Raw genomic sequence first — 16,537 nt, forward strand, 5'->3', positions numbered from 1 at the left:
TGGTCCGTGCCAGGGCGGCAATGCCGGCCATCAACCCACCACGGTGCCGAAGACCAGCCCCAGCAGGTAGGTCACCGCGGCTGCTCCCAGCCCGATGCCAAGCTGGCGCAGTCCCCGCGTCAGGGGGGACGTGCCGGAGAGCAGGCCCACGATGCCGCCGGTGGCCAGCAGGGCGATGCCCACCAGGACGCCCGCCACCACCAGGGCCGCCACTCCGGTCAGCCCGAAGATGAACGGCAGGATGGGGACGACAGCGCCTGAGGCGAAGAAGCAGAAGCTGGACAGTGCCGCGCCCCATGCGGTGCCGACGGCCTCGTGCTGGTCCTCGTCCTCGGGCAGTTCCGGCTGCAGCGACAGGCTCGGGTCGCAGTCGCAGGACAGCAGTCCCATGCGTTCCTGGACGCGGTGTTCGGCCGCTTCGTGGGACATGCCCCGGGCCAGGTAGACCAGGAGGAGTTCGTTGTGCTCGATATCCAGTTTGGGGGCGGCGGCCAGGGTGATCTGGGTGGGCCGGGTTGCAGCCAACAGCTCCCGCTGGGATCGGACCGAGATGAACTCGCCGGCGCCCATGGACATGGCGCCTGCGAGCAGGCCCGCGATGCCGCTGAGCAGCACAACGCTGCTGGCGACCCCGGAGGCGGCCATGCCCATTACCAGGGACAGGTTGCTGACCAGGCCGTCGTTGGCGCCGAAGACAGCGGCACGGAAGCTTCCGGCCAGGCGGTTGCGCCCGCGTGTCGCCAGCCCGCGGACAACTTCCTCATGGATTTGCTCGTCCGCGGCCATGGCATCGGTGGCGTTGGGATCTTTGGCGTAAGGGGAGCGGCCCTCCGCCCGCTGGGCCAGTGCCAGCACGAACACAGAGCCGAAATGCCTGGCCAGGAAGCCGACGAACCGGCTGCGGAACGAGGCCTGCCGCGCCTTGCCTGCCTGGTCACCTAGCAGTGCCAGCCAGTGGGCCTCATGCCGGCCCTCCGCCTCGGCCAGCGCCAAAAGGATCTCGCGTTCCTCGCCCTGCCGGTTCTGTGCCAGATCGCGGTAGACGGCGGCCTCGGCACGCTCGTCGGCGAGGTATTGGCGCCACCGCTTGATGTCTGCAGCCGTGGGGGCCGGACGCTCGCCTTCGGGCCCCTGCTGCCGGGCCGGGCCGGATCCGGGGACCGGCGGGGCGTCACTGGACTGTACGGGGGAGGGGCGGGCGGGATTCGGCTGGGCGTGCTGTGACACGGAAACTCCTGGGCTGGACAGGGCATGGTGCGGCCCCATTGCAGAGCCCAGCTTACTGCGAAAATCCGGCGTTTTTTGGCCGGTAAACCTCGCTGGAAGGTTTCGGTCTGCCTCAATCCGGAACCCATCCCGCAGGCCTCGGCAGGGCTCCGCGGGACTATTGACCCGCCTCCCCCGCAGTGTTGTGATGAAGGTGTGGCGCAGCCAGCGCCCTCACGAAAAGAGCACGTCAGGCGAACAAACGGAGGTTGGATTATGAGCACCACCGGACAGCACCCGGACATGCCGCACCTGGACGCCGTCGAAGCGGACCCCGCCTACGACTACGCCGAGGATGCACCGGTAGAGGACGACTGGGATGCAGAGGACGAATTCCTGGACGAGGAGGAGCCGGTGGTCCAGGCGCCTCCGGTCATCATCGATGCCGAGGACCGGCCCGTCCCCCTGGCGGACCCGGACGAGGTTCGCGAAACCGAACAATAACTGACGACGGCGGCGCTTCCCTTCGCTGGATTGCGAAAGGAGGCGCCGCCGTCGTGCGTGGTGCCTGGGTCAGGGGGCAGTGACAGCTTCGGCCGGGGTTTCCTCTGCCTCCTGCCCGGAGACGCGGCGCTGCCAGTTGCGCATCACCTGCGGGTCGGTGGGCGGGGTGGCGAGCGAGACGGCGATGTAGACCACGGCGGAGGCAATCAGGCCGTAGTAGATGGGCTCGTTGGCGTAAATGCCGTCCAACGGTGCCTTGGCGTTGATTTCCAGGATAATCATGGTGCCCAGGGTCACCACCGAGCCTGCCGCCATGGAGGCTGCTGCGGCGACGCCGGTGCCGCGCTTCCAGACCAGGCCGCCAAGGATGGCCACCAGGAGGCCGCCCACCAGGATGTCGTAGGCGATGGTCAGCGCTGCCACAACGTCCTTGGTGATGATGGCAATGACGATGGCGATGATGCCCAGCGTGAGGACCCAGATGCGGTTGGCCTTGACGTCGTGCTCCGGGTTGTCCGTGTCCTCCGTGCTGATGTCCTTGCCGAACCAGCTGGCCACGAACGGCAGGACGTCGGCCCGCGCAACGGTGGCGGCTGCGATGAGTGCGCCGGAAGCGGTGGACATCATGGCAGCAACCGCGGCCGCAAGGACCAGGCCGCCGATGCCGACGGGCAGCAGGTTCTGGGCCACCTCCGCATAGACGTCGTCCTTGGCCGCGATCTCGATGTTGGACAGGGCGACGCTGGCGGCCGTGCCGATGAGGGCGCCGGCAACACCGTAGAGGATGCAATAGATACCGGCGGTTGCTCCGCCCCAGCGTGCAACGCCGGGCGTCTTGGCGGTGAAGACCCGCTGCCAGATGTCCTGGCCGATGAGCAGGCCCAGGGTGTAGACCACGAAGTAGGTGATGATCGTCTGGAGGCCGATGCCGTCGATCTGGAAGAAGCTCTCGTCCACGCGGCTGCGGATCCCGTCAATGCCTCCGGCGGCGTTCATCGTGAAGGGCAGCATCAGGAAGAAGATGCCCACCGTCTTGATGACGAACTGCACCTGGTCGGCCAGCGTGATGGACCACATGCCGCCCACGGTCGAGTAGACCAGGACGATGGCGCCGCCAATGGCAATGGCGAGTGCCCGGTCCAGGCCGAACAGCACCACGAAGATGGTGGCGTAGGCGCCCGTGGAGGTGGCACAAAGCATCAGGGTGTAGGCGAGCATGACAATGCCGGAGGCTTCAGTTGCCCGGCTGCCATAGCGCAGCGTCAGCATCTGCGAAACCGTGTAGATCTTCAGCTTCTGGATGGTTCCGGCAAAGAGGAGGCTCAGGAGCAGCACGCCCGCGCCAATGGCAACCACCAGCCACATGCCGGAAATGCCGAACTTGTAGCCCAGCCCCACGCCGCCCACTGTGGAGGCGCCGCCCAGGACGACGGCGGCCATGGTGCCGGTGTAGAGGAATGGCCCCAGGCGGCGGCCCGCCACCAGGAAGTCGCTGTTGTTCTTCGTACGGGATTTGCCCCACCAGCCAAAAGCCAGCATTGCGAGCAGGTACACCACCACAATGGCGATGTTGATGACACTTACGTCCATGTTGGGTTCCTTGGAGCTGTTCCGCAGCCGGGGCGGTATGGGAGGGCGGCCGAAGCCTCAGGTAAAAGTTGGCGAGAGGGAACTCTCAATAATTGCCTTATAGGCAACAAGTGTTTTCCAAAGGTTAGGCTGTGACGGTAGTAACAGTCAAGGGTGGCGTGGCGGGCGGTCCGGGCGCGCCATGGACGCGTCATACACCGGAGTGCCCATTAGTATTGCTCCAGAGTGGGCCGGGCTGCCGGCCGTGAAAGGTTCGTACATGAAGGCACTGCCAGTTGAGCCGAGCAACGTTCCCGTTGCCATCGGATCCAGGATCCGTGCCGCCCGGCAGTCCCAGCGGCTCACCATCGAGCAGGTTGCCGACGCGACGGGGCTGACCAAGGGCTTCCTCAGTCGGGTTGAGCGCGATCTGACCTCCCCCTCCGTTGCTTCCCTGGTCACCCTGTGCCAGGTGCTGTCCATCTCCATCGGGGACCTTTTCGCCGCGCCGGAAACGCATTTGACCAAGCGCAACGACGGTCCGCGCATTTCCCTGGGCGGACAGGGCATCGTGGAGCGTCTGCTGACCGCCCGCTCGGAGCGGCGCATCCAGATCATCCAGGCCTGCATTGAGCCGCACGGCCGCGGCGAGTCGGAGCTTTACGCCGTGGACTGCGACGTGGACGTGCTCCACGTGATCAAAGGCAGCATCCGCCTGATCCTCACCAACGAGCAGTATGACCTCGAGACCGGAGATACGGTCACCTTCCCCGGCCGGGAACCGCACACCTGGATCAACCCGACCGACAAGCCGGTTGAGGTGCTCTGGGTGCTTGTCCCGGCTGCCAGCCGCTAGCTCCTTCCGCCCACCATGCGGGGCCCATGGCGTCACGTGAGGCAGCCTCTTGGCCCAAGGCTGCTTGCAGGCTCCCGAAATAACGCGCCTCAAGCTGTACGGGGCAGCCAAAAATATGCTGTGCGTGATGCGTCCCCCCATTTGCTGCCATCTGCTGCTGGAGTCCGATCCTTCCCGAAGCTGTTTTGGTAAACACTTGGTGCGCATAGGAAAACCACGGTGTAGGATGGCAGTCACATCAGTCATACGACTCCTTGAAGGAGAGGCCTCCCATGGAAGAGCTGCGCATCGAAGCCAACGGCAACCTTGGCCCCATCGACTCATCCCGCATTCCCCGCTACGCCGGCGCCGCCACCTATGCCCGCCTTCCCCGGCTGGACCAGGTAGCCAAAGCGGACGTGACGGTAGTGGGCGTTCCCTTCGATTCCGGCGTCTCCTACCGGCCGGGTGCACGCTTCGGCGCCAACCATATCCGCGAAGCAAGCCGCCTGCTCCGCCCCTACAACCCGGCCTGGGATGTCAGCCCCTTCGAAAATGTCCAGGTGGCGGACGCCGGTGACATGGCGGTCAACCCCTTCAACATCAACGAGGCCATTGAAACCGTCCAGCAGAATGCCCTGGACCTCACGGCCAACGGCAGCAAGCTGGTAACCCTCGGCGGCGACCACACCATCGCGCTGCCCCTGCTCCGCGCCGCCGCCGAACGGGCCGGCGAACCCATTGCCATGCTGCACTTCGATGCCCACCTGGACACCTGGGACACCTACTTCGGCGCCGAGTACACCCACGGCACACCGTTCCGCCGCGCCGTCGAGGAGGGCATCCTGGACACCGAGGCCATCAGCCACATCGGCACCCGCGGCCCGTTGTACGGCAAGAAGGACCTCGACGACGACCACCGCTTCGGGTTCGGCATTGTCACCTCCGCGGACGTCTACTACCAGGGCGTCCTGGAGACCGTGGCCAAGGTCCGGGACAGGATCGGCAACCGCCCGCTGTACATCTCCGTGGACATCGACGTCCTGGACCCCGCCCACGCACCCGGCACCGGCACCCCCGAGGCCGGCGGCATCACCAGCCGCGAACTTCTGGAAATCATCCGTGGCTTCCGCGGCATGAACCTGGTGGGCGCGGACGTGGTGGAGGTGGCCCCGGCATACGACCACGCGGAGATCACCGGCGTCGCCGCCAGCCACGTCGCCTACGAGCTGGTGACCCTGATGGCAGACATTGCGGTGCCCGGAGACCGCTTCGGCGCGGCCACCGGCTACGCCGCGCAGGCGCTGGGACAGGACATCCGTCGCCCGGCGGGCTTCGCGGCGGCCGGCAAGGAGTAGGGCCATGATTGACTTCGACCCGGGAACAGCAGCTCCCACCAAGGGGACCGGTGCCCGCAACGGCGGGGACCTCGTCGTCGAGACGCTGGAGGCGCTGGGCGCCAAGACTGTCTTCGGCATACCCGGCCAGCACGCGCTGGGCCTCTTCGACGCCATGGGCCGGGGCAACCTGCAGTTCGTCTCCTCCCGGGTGGAGAACAACAGCGCTTTTGCGGCGGACGGGTATTCCCGCGCCACCGGTGAAGTGGGGGTGCTGTTCCTCTCCACCGGGCCCGGAGCGCTCACGTCGCTGGCTGGCCTCCAGGAAGCCTATGCAACGGGCGTTCCAATGGTGGTGGTGGCCAGCCAGATCCCGCTCGAAGGCCTGGGTGCCCGCCGCAAAGGCATGCTGCACCAGCTCGATGACCAGAAAGCGTCGGCGGCGAACGTCACCAAGAGTCAGCGGCTGATCCAGCACGCCTCCGGCATCCCGTCCGCCATCCAGGACGCCTGGACCGAGGCGATCTCCTCACCGCAGGGCCCGGTGTGGATCGAGATCCCGCAGAACGTGCTGCTGGACCCGATCATGGTGCCGCCGGTGGAAGACGCCCTGGCCGAAGCCGCTGACAACCCTCCCCGGGTGGAGCTGGTGCGCGAGGCCGTGAAGTGGCTGGAGGCGGCCGAACGCCCGGCGATCATCGCAGGCGGCGGAACCCGCCGTGGACGCGCAGAGAAATCGCTGCTGTCCATCGCCGAAAAGTTGCGCGCACCGGTGATCTGCACCCCCGGCGGGAACGGCGCATTCCCGTGGAACCACGAGTTGTCCCTGCAGTCCTGGATCGAGGACCGCTATATGACGGACCTGCTCGAGGACGCGGACGTGCTGGTGGTCATCGGCTCGTCGCTGGGTGAGGTCACCTCGAACTACTTCACCTTCGAACCGCGCGGCAGGATCATCCAGATCGACGCCGAACCCCGCGTGCTGGAGTCAAACCGCCCCGGGCTGGGCATCCGCGCCGACGCCGGCCAGGCGCTCGCCGCCCTGGACGAAGCGCTCAGCCCGGAACGAGCCGTAGCTCCGAGCTGGCACGGGGTGCCGCCGGAGGAGCTGGTCAGGGAATCGCTGGCCAAAGTCAAGGCCCGGCTGGAGTCCCAGGACCTGGCCAAGGAGCTCAAGTTCATGGCCGACATCCGCGAGGCTGTGCCCGCGGACATGCAGACGTTCTGGGACATGACCATCGCCGCGTACTGGGGCTGGTCCTGCTGGGACGCCCGCGAGGGGCAGTTCCACTCCGCGCAGGGCGCCGGCGGCCTGGGCTACGGCTTTCCCGCGGCTATCGGCGCTGCCGTAGGTCTGGAGACGCTGGGCAAGCCGGGCCGGGTGCTGGCCGTGTCCGGCGACGGATCGTCGATGTACTCCATTTCGGAACTGGCGACGGCGAAGCAGCACAATGTGCCGGTTACCTGGCTGATCGTGGACGACGGCGGCTACGGCATCCTGCGCGAGTACATGGTGGGTGCCTTCGGCAAAGCCACCGCCACCGAGCTGGCCCGGCCCGACTTCGTCAAACTCGCCGAAGCCTTCGGTGTGCCTGCAACCCGAGTGGCCCCTGAAGGCGTGGGGGACGCGCTCAAGGCGGGCTTCGCCGCGGACGGGCCGAACGTCGTCGTGGTTGAAACCCTCCTCAAGATGTTTGGGCCCACCCACCTGGACGCCTGACCGGAAGCAGAACCCAGCAGAAGACCCCGGCTCCATCAGAGCCGGGGTTTTTTCGTGCCTCCGAGCAGATAGTTTCCCAAAGCAATCAATTTCGTATATAGTTGCTTCAGGCAAACAAGTAAGGAGTGCGTGAGCCATGGCAGTAGCACCGGATACGGCAGCCGACCTCGTGTACCAGATCTTCGACCTGCAGCGCGCCGTCCGCTGCATTGCCGCCGCCGGTGTCCGTGGCCAGGACACGGGCGTGGCCCTCCAGGGCGTACTGCGGTTCCTAGGGGAGGGGGAGTCCCGGGCCACGAAGCTCGCGGAACGGCTGGGGGTCAGTGCCCCAGTCCTCAGCCGCCACATCGCTGACCTCGAGGAGCAGGGCCTGGTGGTCCGGCGCCAGGATCCGGACGACGGCCGCGCCCAGCTGGTGGCCCTCACGCCGGCCGGAAAGGACAAGCTCCGGCAGATCGAGGAGCAGCGGACCGCAATCCTGCAGGACTACCTGCGTGACTGGAGCGAGGCGGACGCCGGCAACACGGCGAAAACCCTCCACAAGCTCACCGAATCACTCAAGAAATCAGCCCGGGCAACGGCGGCCGGCATGCCACCAACCACCGAGGAGCAGAACCATGGTTAGCCAAGCCGCAGCCCCAGCCCCAGCCCACGCAGCCTCCACGCCAGCGATGGCAGCGCCGGAGATGTCACACCGCCAGATCATGGAGGCCCTCACCGGGCTGCTGGCGGCCTTCTTCACCGCCATCCTCAGCAGCACCATCGTGGCCAACGCGCTGCCCACCATCATGTCCGACCTGCACGGCACGCAGACCGACTTCGCCTGGGTGATCACGGCCGCGCTGCTGGCCAACGCCGCCACCACCCCCATTTGGGGCAAGCTTGCCGACCTTTTCAACAAAAAGGTCCTGGTCCAGCTCAGCATCGTCATCTTCGTCGCCGGGTCGGTGATGGCCGGGCTCTCCGAAACCATCCCGCTGCTGCTGGGTGCCCGGGTTATCCAGGGCGTGGCCATGGGCGGCCTCACTGCGTTGGCCCAGGCCATCATCGGCACCATGATTCCGCCCCGTAACAGGGGCAAGTACTCCGGCTACATGGGCGCCGTCATGGCCGTGGGAACCGCGGGCGGTCCTCTCCTGGGCGGATGCATCGTCGACAGTCCGCTGGGCTGGCGCTGGACCTTCTTCGTGTGCGTGCCGCTCGCCGTCGTCGCCCTCATCCTGCTCCAGGTCACCCTCAAGATCCAGCACGTCCGGCGCCCGGCCAAGATCGACTGGCTGGGCTCCATCCTGCTGACCACGGGCGTGAGCCTGCTCCTGATCTGGGTCTCCTTCGCGGGCAACCCCGACTACTACGACTGGGTCTCCTGGCAGTCTGCCCTGATGGTGGGAGGCGGCGTCCTCCTCCTGGCGCTGCTGGTGCTGGTGGAGTCCAAGGTGGAACAGCCCATAATTCCGCTGAAGATCATCTCCGAACGCACCACCGCGCTGGCCATCCTGGCCTCCGTGGCAGTGGGCGTGGCCATGTTCGGATCCTCCACCTTCCTGGGCCAGTACTTTCAGGTGGCCCGCGGCGCCACGCCCACCGAGGCCGGCCTGCTCACCCTGCCCATGATCGCCGGCAACCTGGCTGGCTCCGTGGCCTCCGGACTCCTGATTACCCGGACGGGCAAGTGGAAGGGCTACCTGGTTGCCGGTTCCATCCTGCTGATCGCCGGGCTGGGACTGGCCGGCACCATGGACCACACCACTGAACTGTGGCACGCCGGCGTCTTCACCGCGGTCCTGGGCCTCGGCCTGGGGATGCTGATGCAGAACCTCGTCCTGGCCGTCCAGAACACCGTCCGCGCTTCGGACATCGGAAGCGCCAGCGCCTCGGTGGCATTTTTCCGCTCCGTGGGCGGCGCCATCGGAGTCTCGGTCCTGGGGGCCGTCCTTGCCAACAGGGTCAGCGAACTGGCCACCCGGGGGCTCGCCGCCGCCGGCATCCCCGTCCAAGGCGGCAGCGCCGGCAGCAGCCTGGACCTGGCGCACATGCCCGAACCGGTCCGCGAGATCATGCGCGCAGCGTACGGCGATGCCACTGCAGAAGTGTTCCTGATTTCCGCCGCTGTTGCCGTGGTGGCACTGGTATCCGTCCTCTTTATCAAGGAAAAGCCGCTGCGCCGCACCGTGGACATCCAGCCCGCACCGGAAGGTACGACGCCGGGGCCTGCCACAGCGGGCAAGTGACCCGCCGCGGTACTCCCCTCGGATGATCTTCGGCAGGGTTTGTTCCCCACCCGGGAGGAGTTTCGTAGAGTGGGAAAGCTAAGGATGTCAGCCCCGGCTGCTACTACTTAACTCTCTTCCTACCGAAATTTATCCCTAAGGATCCGCGGGCATGCTCCTCACCCTCATACGGAGGTTTTCCAGGCCGTACACGCCCTACCTGGTGGCGGTCATCGCCTTCCAGTTGGCCTCCACCATCGCCGCGCTGTACCTTCCCAGCCTCAATGCCCAGATCATTGACGAAGGGGTGTCCCGCGGGGACACCGACTTCATCTGGCGCACCGGCATGGTGATGCTGCTGGTGGCGTTCGTCCAGGTGGGGACCGCCATCGCCGGCGTCTACTTCGGCTCCAAGGCTGCGATGGCGCTGGGCCGGGACCTGCGCCGGGCCGTGTTCCGCAAGGTCACCAGCTTCTCGGCGAAGGATGTTAACGCCTTCGGCGCCCCCACGCTGATTACCCGCGGCACCAACGATGTCCAGCAGGTGCAGATGCTGATGCTGATGGCCCTGAACTTCATGGTGGCCACGCCTATCATGTGCATCGGCGGCATCATCATGGCCCTGCGCGAGGACCTCAACCTGTCCTGGCTGGTGTGGGTCTCGGTGCCGCTGCTCACCGTGGTGGTGGGGTACCTGGTGGTCCGGCTGATGCCGCTGTTCCGCTCCATGCAGAAGAAGATCGACCGCATCAATGCGGTCCTCCGCGAGCAGATCATCGGCATCCGGGTGGTGCGGGCCTTCGTCCGGGAACCGTACGAGACGGACAGGTTCGGCGAGGCCAACCGGGAGCTCACCGACGTCTCGCTGAAGATCGGCGCCCTGTTCGTCCTGATGTTTCCTGCCATCAGCATGATCCTGCACCTGTCAACGGCGGCGGTGCTGTGGTTCGGGGGCCAGCGGGTGGACTCCGGCGAGATGCAGGTGGGGGCGCTGACCGCCTTCCTGCAGTACCTGCTGCAGATCCTGGTGGCCGTCATGATGGGCACCTTCATGGCCATGATGATCCCGCGCGCCTCGGTCTGCGCCGACCGCATCGGCAAGGTGCTCGCCGTCGAACCCTCCATCCACGACCCCGAGCAGCCTCAGGCACCGGCATCCCTGGCGGGTGTGGTGGAATACCGCAACGTCACCTTCGCCTACCCGGGCGCGGAGTCACCGGTCCTGAGCAACATCAGCTTCACAGCACGGCCAGGCCAGACTGTGGCGATCATCGGATCCACGGGTGCGGGCAAGACCTCCCTCCTCTCGCTCCTGCCCCGCCTCTATGACCCCGTCGAGGGGGAGGTCCTCCTGGATGGTGTCCCCGTCAGCAGGCTGGACCGGGCGGAAATCACCAAGCGGGTGGCCCTGGTGCCGCAGCGGCCCTACCTCTTCTCCGGCACCATCGAGCACAACCTGCGGTTCGGCAAATCCGAGGCCACGGACCAGGAACTCTGGGACGCCCTGCGGGTAGCCCAGGGCGAAGCGTTCGTCCGGGACAAGAAGAACGGCCTGAACGCCAGGATCGCCCAGGGCGGAACCAACGTTTCCGGCGGCCAGCGGCAGCGGCTCTGCATCGCCCGGGCGCTGGTCACCAAGCCGCGGGTGTACCTGTTTGACGACTCTTTCTCCGCCCTTGATGTAGCCACCGACGCCCGGCTGCGCGCCGCCCTGAAGCAGACCACCGCGGACGCCACGGTCATCATCGTGGCCCAGCGGGTGTCCACCATCACCGAGGCAGACCAGATCCTGGTGCTGGACAACGGCCGGATCGTGGACCGCGGAACCCATGAGGAGTTGCTGGAAACGTCGCCCACCTACCAGGAAATCGTTGAATCGCAGCTGAGCGTGGAGGAAATGGCATGAACCCCCGCAAGAAGGACTCCACGTCTCTCGAAGAAACGCCAGGACCGGCCGCGGCCGGTCCTCCCGCCGCGGAGGTCCTGCAGGACGATGACTTCGTCGAGGAGGAGTACAAGCCCTCCGAGGCCGACGGCGACATGTTCGGCGGGATGCCCGCGAAGAAGGCAGAACACTTCTGGCCGTCAGCGAAACGGCTGATGGGGCTGTTGAAACCCGAGGCGCTGGGCATCTACGTGGTGGTAGCCATGGTGATCGTCGCCGTCGTGCTCAACGTCATAGCCCCCAAGATCCTGGGCCAGGCGATGGATGTCATCTTCGCCGGCGTGGTGGGCAAGCAGCTTCCCGCCGGCGTCAGCAAGGAACAGTTCGTGGACGGGCTGCGCCAGCAGGGCCAGGACAATTTCGCCGGCATGGTCTCCCGGATGGAGCTGGTGCCCGGTGCCGGCATCGACTTCGACAGGCTGACCATGCTCATCGCCGTGGTGCTGCTGATGTACTTCGTGGCCAACGTCTTCCTCTGGCTGCAGGGCTACGTGCTGAACCGCATCGTCATGAAGGTGATCCGCCGGCTCCGCGACGATACGGAAAAGAAGCTCAACCGCCTGCCGCTGAACTACTTCGACACCCGCCAGCGCGGCGACGTCCTGTCCCGCGTGACCAACGACGTCGACAACATCCAGCAGGCGCTCCAGCAGGCCTTCGCGCAGCTGATCAACTCCCTCCTCACCGTGCTGGGCATCGTGGTCATGATGTTCATCGTGTCCTGGCAGCTGGCACTGATCGCGCTCATCGCGCTGCCCCTCTCCGGTGTTGCCGCCGGCATGATCGGCGTGCGCAGCCAGAAGCTCTTCGCCGCGCAGTGGAAGAACACCGGCACGCTCAACGGCCAGATCGAAGAGTCCTTCTCCGGGCATGACCTGGTGCGGGTCTTTGGCCGGGACGCGGACATGCTGGAGCGGTTCGAGGAACGCAACGAGGCCCTGTACAAGGCCAGCTTCGGCGCCCAGTTCGTGTCCGGCATCATCTTCCCGGTGATGCAGTTCGTCTCCTACCTCAGCTATGTCGGCATCGCGGTGGTGGGCGGCTTGCGGGTTGCCTCCGGTTCAATGTCGCTGGGCGACGCCACCGCGTTCATTCAGTACTCCCGCGAGTTCACCCAGCCGCTGGGCCAAATGGCGGGCATGGCCAACATGCTCCAGTCCGGCGTTGCCTCCGCGGAACGGGCGTTCGAATTCCTGGACGCCGACGAGCAGGACCCGGAGACCCCCACCGACCACCTGCCGGCCAAGACCGACGGGCACGTGGACTTCCGGAACGTCACCTTCAGCTACACCGGGGACCGGAAGCTCATCGAGAACCTGTCCTTCACCGCGGAGCCCGGCAACACGGTGGCCATTGTGGGGCCAACCGGCGCCGGAAAGACCACTTTGGTCAATCTGGTGATGCGTTTCTACGAGCTCAACTCCGGCTCCATCACCCTGGACGGGGTGGATATCACCCATCTCAGCCGCTCCGAGCTGCGGTCAAAGGTGGGGATGGTACTGCAGGATGCATGGCTGTTCGGCGGGTCCATCTACGACAACATCCGCTACGGCAACCTGGACGCCACGGAGGAAGAGATCATGGCCGCCGCCAGGGCCACGTTCGTGGACCGCTTTGTGCGGGCCCTGCCCGAGGGCTACAACACCGTCATTGACGAGGAAGGCAACAACGTCAGCGCCGGTGAGAAGCAGCTGATCACCATTGCCAGGGCATTCGTGGCCAACCCTTCCCTGCTCATCCTCGACGAAGCGACCAGTTCCGTGGACACCCGCACCGAGCTCCTGGTGCAGAAGGCCATGGCCGCGCTCCGTTCGGACCGGACCAGCTTCGTCATCGCGCACCGGCTTTCCACCATCCGGGATGCCGATACCATCCTGGTGATGGAAGACGGCAAGATCGTGGAGCAGGGGAACCACAAGGTTCTCCTTGCCGCCGAAGGCGCCTACCACCGGCTGTATATGTCCCAGTTCGCTGGGGCGGACGCCGGCGAGGTGCCGGAAGACGATTCGACGGCGGTACACAGCTGAGCGCGCAGGGCGGGATATTGGAGCAGAACATCAAGCAGGACATGAAGCAGCAGGACTCGGACGGCCACGAGCGGATCGAGGTCATGGTGCCGATGCGTTGGGGTGACATGGATGCCTACGGCCACATCAACAATGTGCAGATCGTCCGGATGCTGGAGGAGGCCCGGATCGGGGCTTTTGGGCCGCCGAAGGGCGCCGGGCTGCCCGGGATCGAGCCGCGCGTAAGCCTGTTCAACGCTGTCCCGGACGGGACCATGGCCATGGTTGTGGATCACAAAATCCGCTATGTCCGCACCCTCGAGTACCGCAACGTCCCCGCCGTCGTGCAGGTCTGGATTGGTGCCGTCAAGGGAGCCAGCTTTGACATCCACTACCTCATCCAGGACCCCGTCACCGGGGAGGACTGCGTGAAGGCCAGCACACACCTGGCCTTCGTGGACGAAGCCACCGGACGCGTCCAGCGGCTGACTCCGGAGCAGAAAGACCGGTTGGCACCGTACACGCACCATGTGAAGCACTAAATAGGCATAAAGGCTCTGGACAACGGGCCATCGGACCTATTGGACTGGAACTCCCGACAGTGAAAGGACGATCAGATGGCCAAGAACAAGACCCGCACGGCCAGGAAGAAGAAGACCTGGAAGGAGATGTCACCATCGGCGAAGGTCGGCACCATCCTGGTGGGCATCGTCCAGATGTCGATGCTGGTGGCAGCGCAACGGGACATCTCCAAGCGGCCCGCTGCACTGATCAACGGACCAAAGGGGGCCTGGAGGGCAGCGTCTTTCATAAATTTCATCGGCCCCATGGGGTACTTCATCTTCGGCCGGAAGCGGGGGACGGGAGCGCCGTAGCGTTCCGCGGGAAGAGCTGGCGGGGGTTAAACAGGGTGCACCACGAAGGCTTTGAGCAGTCATCCAGCTTCACCCTGTAAATTTGAACCCATGACCCCCGCCTCCACTGCTGCCATGACCCGCGCCCTCGGCATCTCACGGGAAATCGAGGACGCGGCCTGGTTCGTCCTCGGCCCCGGGCTGCAGGGCAAGCCGTCGGCGCTGGACGGACGGACCCTGACCTGGACGTCGGAAGCGGCGGCAGAGCTGGCGGACAGGCTGGAACGCGGCGCGCCGGACCCCAAGGCGCCCATGATGACCAACCTCCGGCAGAACCTCGACGGTGCGTCCCGGGAAGCCAAACAGCTGGCCGTCGAACTGCTCTTCTTGCAGTCCCTGCCGCTGGCCCACGAGGTGAAGTCGCTCAAGGTCAAGCGCGCCCGCGTGGCAGAGGCCGCTTCCTGGTTGGAGCCGCCGCTCGAGCTGCCCGAAGAGCTCTACCAGGGCATGACGGACCACGGCGTGATCCGGGACCGGACGGCGGAGTTCAACTGGACCATCTGGGACCACCTGAAATGGCTGTGCCGGTTCGTGCAGCACGTGGACCAGCAGCCGCCCGCCGCCATCACCGGTGGGCTGCAGGACCCGCTCAAGTTCCACCGGCTGGCGGCCGGAACGCCACACGACCAGCCAGCTATCCGCCGCAGCATCGAGTTTTTGGCCTGGCCCAGCTACTTCGAACCCGTGGTGGCGGACGTCGAGCGGCAGGAAATCCGGGACGCCTTCGCCTCACTGGTGGGCGGGGCAAAGAGCGACAGCGAAGAGGACATCACCGCCGATATCCACCGCATCCGCCTGCACCTCGACGAGCAGGCGGGCCAGCGCATCGACTGGTACGCCCGGCAGCTGGTCAGCCAGTGGCGCAAGGTGGGCGATCCCGGGCACCGGGCGTGGCTGTTGCGGACCCACGGCGACAACACCGAACTGCTCACCGCCTGGCAGGACGAGGAGAAGGTGACCCTCGACGTCGAGCACCTCCGGCTGCTGGACCCGGGAGTCACCGCCGGTGTGGTGCAGCATGCGGTGGACGAGGACTACAAGCACCTTGGCTATGTGGAACGCGAGGACACCAAGACTGCCGTCTTCGCCTTCCTGACCGTCATGAAACCAGGGGACCTGGTCCTGTACCAGCATGCCGGCACCGTGCGGCTGGGCGGCGTGCTGGGCGAGCCCGACTACAACGACGACAACCGGCGGCTGCGCCGCAAGGTGCGCTGGTTTGACGAGGGGCATGCCACGGCGAGCCTGCCCCGGCACGTCCAGCGCCAGCTTGCCACCGCGGGCATCGTGGTCGACGTGACCCGCGTGATGCCGGCCCTGCAGGCCCTCCTGCCGCCGGAAGCCGAAACGGAACCGGACAGCGAAACGGAAGGCGCCGCCGTCGTACTTCCTGTCCAGGAGGGCTTCCGCCGCCTGACCCCCGAATTCGCCGACTCGCTGCACATGGAGCTGGAGCCCCTGCAGGAGATCGCGGACCTGCTGGAGGAGAACCGGCAGCTGGTCCTCTACGGCCCGCCCGGCACCGGAAAAACGTACCTGGCCAAGCACCTCGCCGCGGAGCTGGCCGACGACACCACCGACGAGCGCGTCAAGCTGGTGCAGTTCCATCCGTCCTACGCCTACGAGGACTTCTTCGAGGGCTACCGGCCGGACAAGACCGACGACGGCCAGGTGTCCTTCAAGCTGGTGGCCGGGCCGCTGCGGCGCCTCGCGGAGGAGGCCGCCAAGCCAGGAAACGAGAAGAAGCCGTACTTCCTGATCATCGATGAGATGAACCGGGCCAACCTGGCCAAGGTGTTCGGCGAGCTGTACTTCCTGCTCGAGTACCGGGACGACCGTATCTACCTGCAGTACAGTCCCAACGAGCCGTTCACGCTGCCGGACAATCTTTACATCATCGGCACCATGAACACCGCGGACCGTTCCATCGCGATGATGGACGCCGCCATCCGCCGCCGCTTCTCCTTCATCGAACTGCATCCGCAGACCGAACCGGTGAAGGGCTCACTCCTGAGGTTCCTGCAGGCCCGGCAGCTGGACACCACCCCGGCGCTGCTGCTGGATGCCCTGAACAGTGCCATCGACGAGTGGGACCGGGACCTGATGATCGGCCCGTCCTACTTCATGAAGCCGGCGGCCCAGACTCCCGCCGGGTTGCGCCGGATCTGGAAGTACGAGCTGATGCCGCTGCTGGAGGAGCACTACCACGGCCAGCTCTCCCGGGCGCAGCTTGAGGAGCGCTTCGGACTGGACCAGCTGCTGGGACGCCTTGCAGCTGGGTAGCCGCGCTT

13 protein-coding genes are annotated in these 16,537 nt (G+C 66.0%); 11 read left to right on the plus strand and 2 right to left on the minus strand.

The window, feature by feature from the left end; all coding sequences use genetic code 11:
* Positions 1-30: 30 nt before the first annotated feature.
* Complete coding sequence (locus AC5RT3_RS13555; RefSeq protein ID WP_494124412.1) at positions 31-1,227, minus strand: VIT1/CCC1 transporter family protein; 1,197 nt, start codon at positions 1,225-1,227, stop codon at positions 31-33.
* Positions 1,228-1,482: 255 nt separating this feature from the next.
* Here AC5RT3_RS13555 and AC5RT3_RS13560 point away from each other — a divergent pair, with 255 nt between their 5' ends.
* The gene (locus AC5RT3_RS13560; protein ID WP_494052836.1) at positions 1,483-1,710 is read left to right on the plus strand and encodes a hypothetical protein; all 228 of its coding nucleotides are present in this window, start codon (positions 1,483-1,485) and stop codon (positions 1,708-1,710) included.
* 69 nt (positions 1,711-1,779) lie between these two features.
* Here AC5RT3_RS13560 and AC5RT3_RS13565 read toward each other — a convergent pair whose 3' ends face one another.
* Positions 1,780-3,300 (minus strand): sodium:solute symporter family protein, encoded by a 1,521-nt coding sequence (locus tag AC5RT3_RS13565; RefSeq protein ID WP_494124413.1) that lies wholly within the window; start codon positions 3,298-3,300, stop codon positions 1,780-1,782.
* Positions 3,301-3,559: 259 nt separating this feature from the next.
* On the opposite strand from AC5RT3_RS13565, the gene AC5RT3_RS13570 reads away from it, so the two are divergent.
* The 10 genes from AC5RT3_RS13570 (at position 3,560) to AC5RT3_RS13615 (ending at position 16,529) form a co-directional block, all read left to right on the plus strand.
* Positions 3,560-4,135: a helix-turn-helix domain-containing protein gene (locus AC5RT3_RS13570; protein ID WP_494011675.1), complete on the plus strand. Its 576-nt coding sequence runs from the start codon at positions 3,560-3,562 to the stop codon at positions 4,133-4,135.
* A gap of 272 nt (positions 4,136-4,407) precedes the next feature.
* Complete coding sequence (speB, locus tag AC5RT3_RS13575) at positions 4,408-5,472, plus strand: agmatinase (protein WP_494011672.1); 1,065 nt, start codon at positions 4,408-4,410, stop codon at positions 5,470-5,472.
* Positions 5,473-5,476: 4 nt separating this feature from the next.
* Positions 5,477-7,171, plus strand: coding sequence for a thiamine pyrophosphate-binding protein (locus AC5RT3_RS13580; protein ID WP_494124414.1), 1,695 nt, complete (start codon positions 5,477-5,479; stop codon positions 7,169-7,171).
* Positions 7,172-7,307: 136 nt separating this feature from the next.
* Positions 7,308-7,796, plus strand: coding sequence for a MarR family winged helix-turn-helix transcriptional regulator (locus AC5RT3_RS13585; RefSeq protein ID WP_494124415.1), 489 nt, complete (start codon positions 7,308-7,310; stop codon positions 7,794-7,796).
* 61 nt (positions 7,797-7,857) lie between these two features.
* The gene (locus tag AC5RT3_RS13590; RefSeq protein WP_494124461.1) at positions 7,858-9,402 is read left to right on the plus strand and encodes an MFS transporter; all 1,545 of its coding nucleotides are present in this window, start codon (positions 7,858-7,860) and stop codon (positions 9,400-9,402) included.
* 151 nt (positions 9,403-9,553) lie between these two features.
* Complete coding sequence (locus tag AC5RT3_RS13595; RefSeq protein ID WP_494124416.1) at positions 9,554-11,287, plus strand: ABC transporter ATP-binding protein; 1,734 nt, start codon at positions 9,554-9,556, stop codon at positions 11,285-11,287.
* Entirely contained in the window at positions 11,284-13,353 is a 2,070-nt protein-coding gene (locus AC5RT3_RS13600; RefSeq protein ID WP_494124417.1) for an ABC transporter ATP-binding protein, read from the plus strand. The genes AC5RT3_RS13595 and AC5RT3_RS13600 overlap by 4 nt, the downstream gene beginning before the upstream one ends.
* A 92-nt stretch (positions 13,354-13,445) precedes the next feature.
* Positions 13,446-13,874 carry an acyl-CoA thioesterase gene (locus AC5RT3_RS13605; RefSeq protein WP_494124462.1) on the plus strand — a complete coding sequence of 143 codons (429 nt, stop codon included), beginning with the start codon at positions 13,446-13,448 and terminating at the stop codon, positions 13,872-13,874.
* 75 nt (positions 13,875-13,949) lie between these two features.
* Positions 13,950-14,207, plus strand: a complete 258-nt coding sequence (locus AC5RT3_RS13610) for a hypothetical protein (RefSeq protein ID WP_494124418.1) — start codon at positions 13,950-13,952, stop codon at positions 14,205-14,207.
* A gap of 90 nt (positions 14,208-14,297) precedes the next feature.
* Positions 14,298-16,529 carry an McrB family protein gene (locus AC5RT3_RS13615; RefSeq protein ID WP_494124419.1) on the plus strand — a complete coding sequence of 744 codons (2,232 nt, stop codon included), beginning with the start codon at positions 14,298-14,300 and terminating at the stop codon, positions 16,527-16,529.
* Positions 16,530-16,537: the final 8 nt, after the last annotated feature.

This window comes from Arthrobacter sp. Y3221159 (assembly GCF_059089885.1).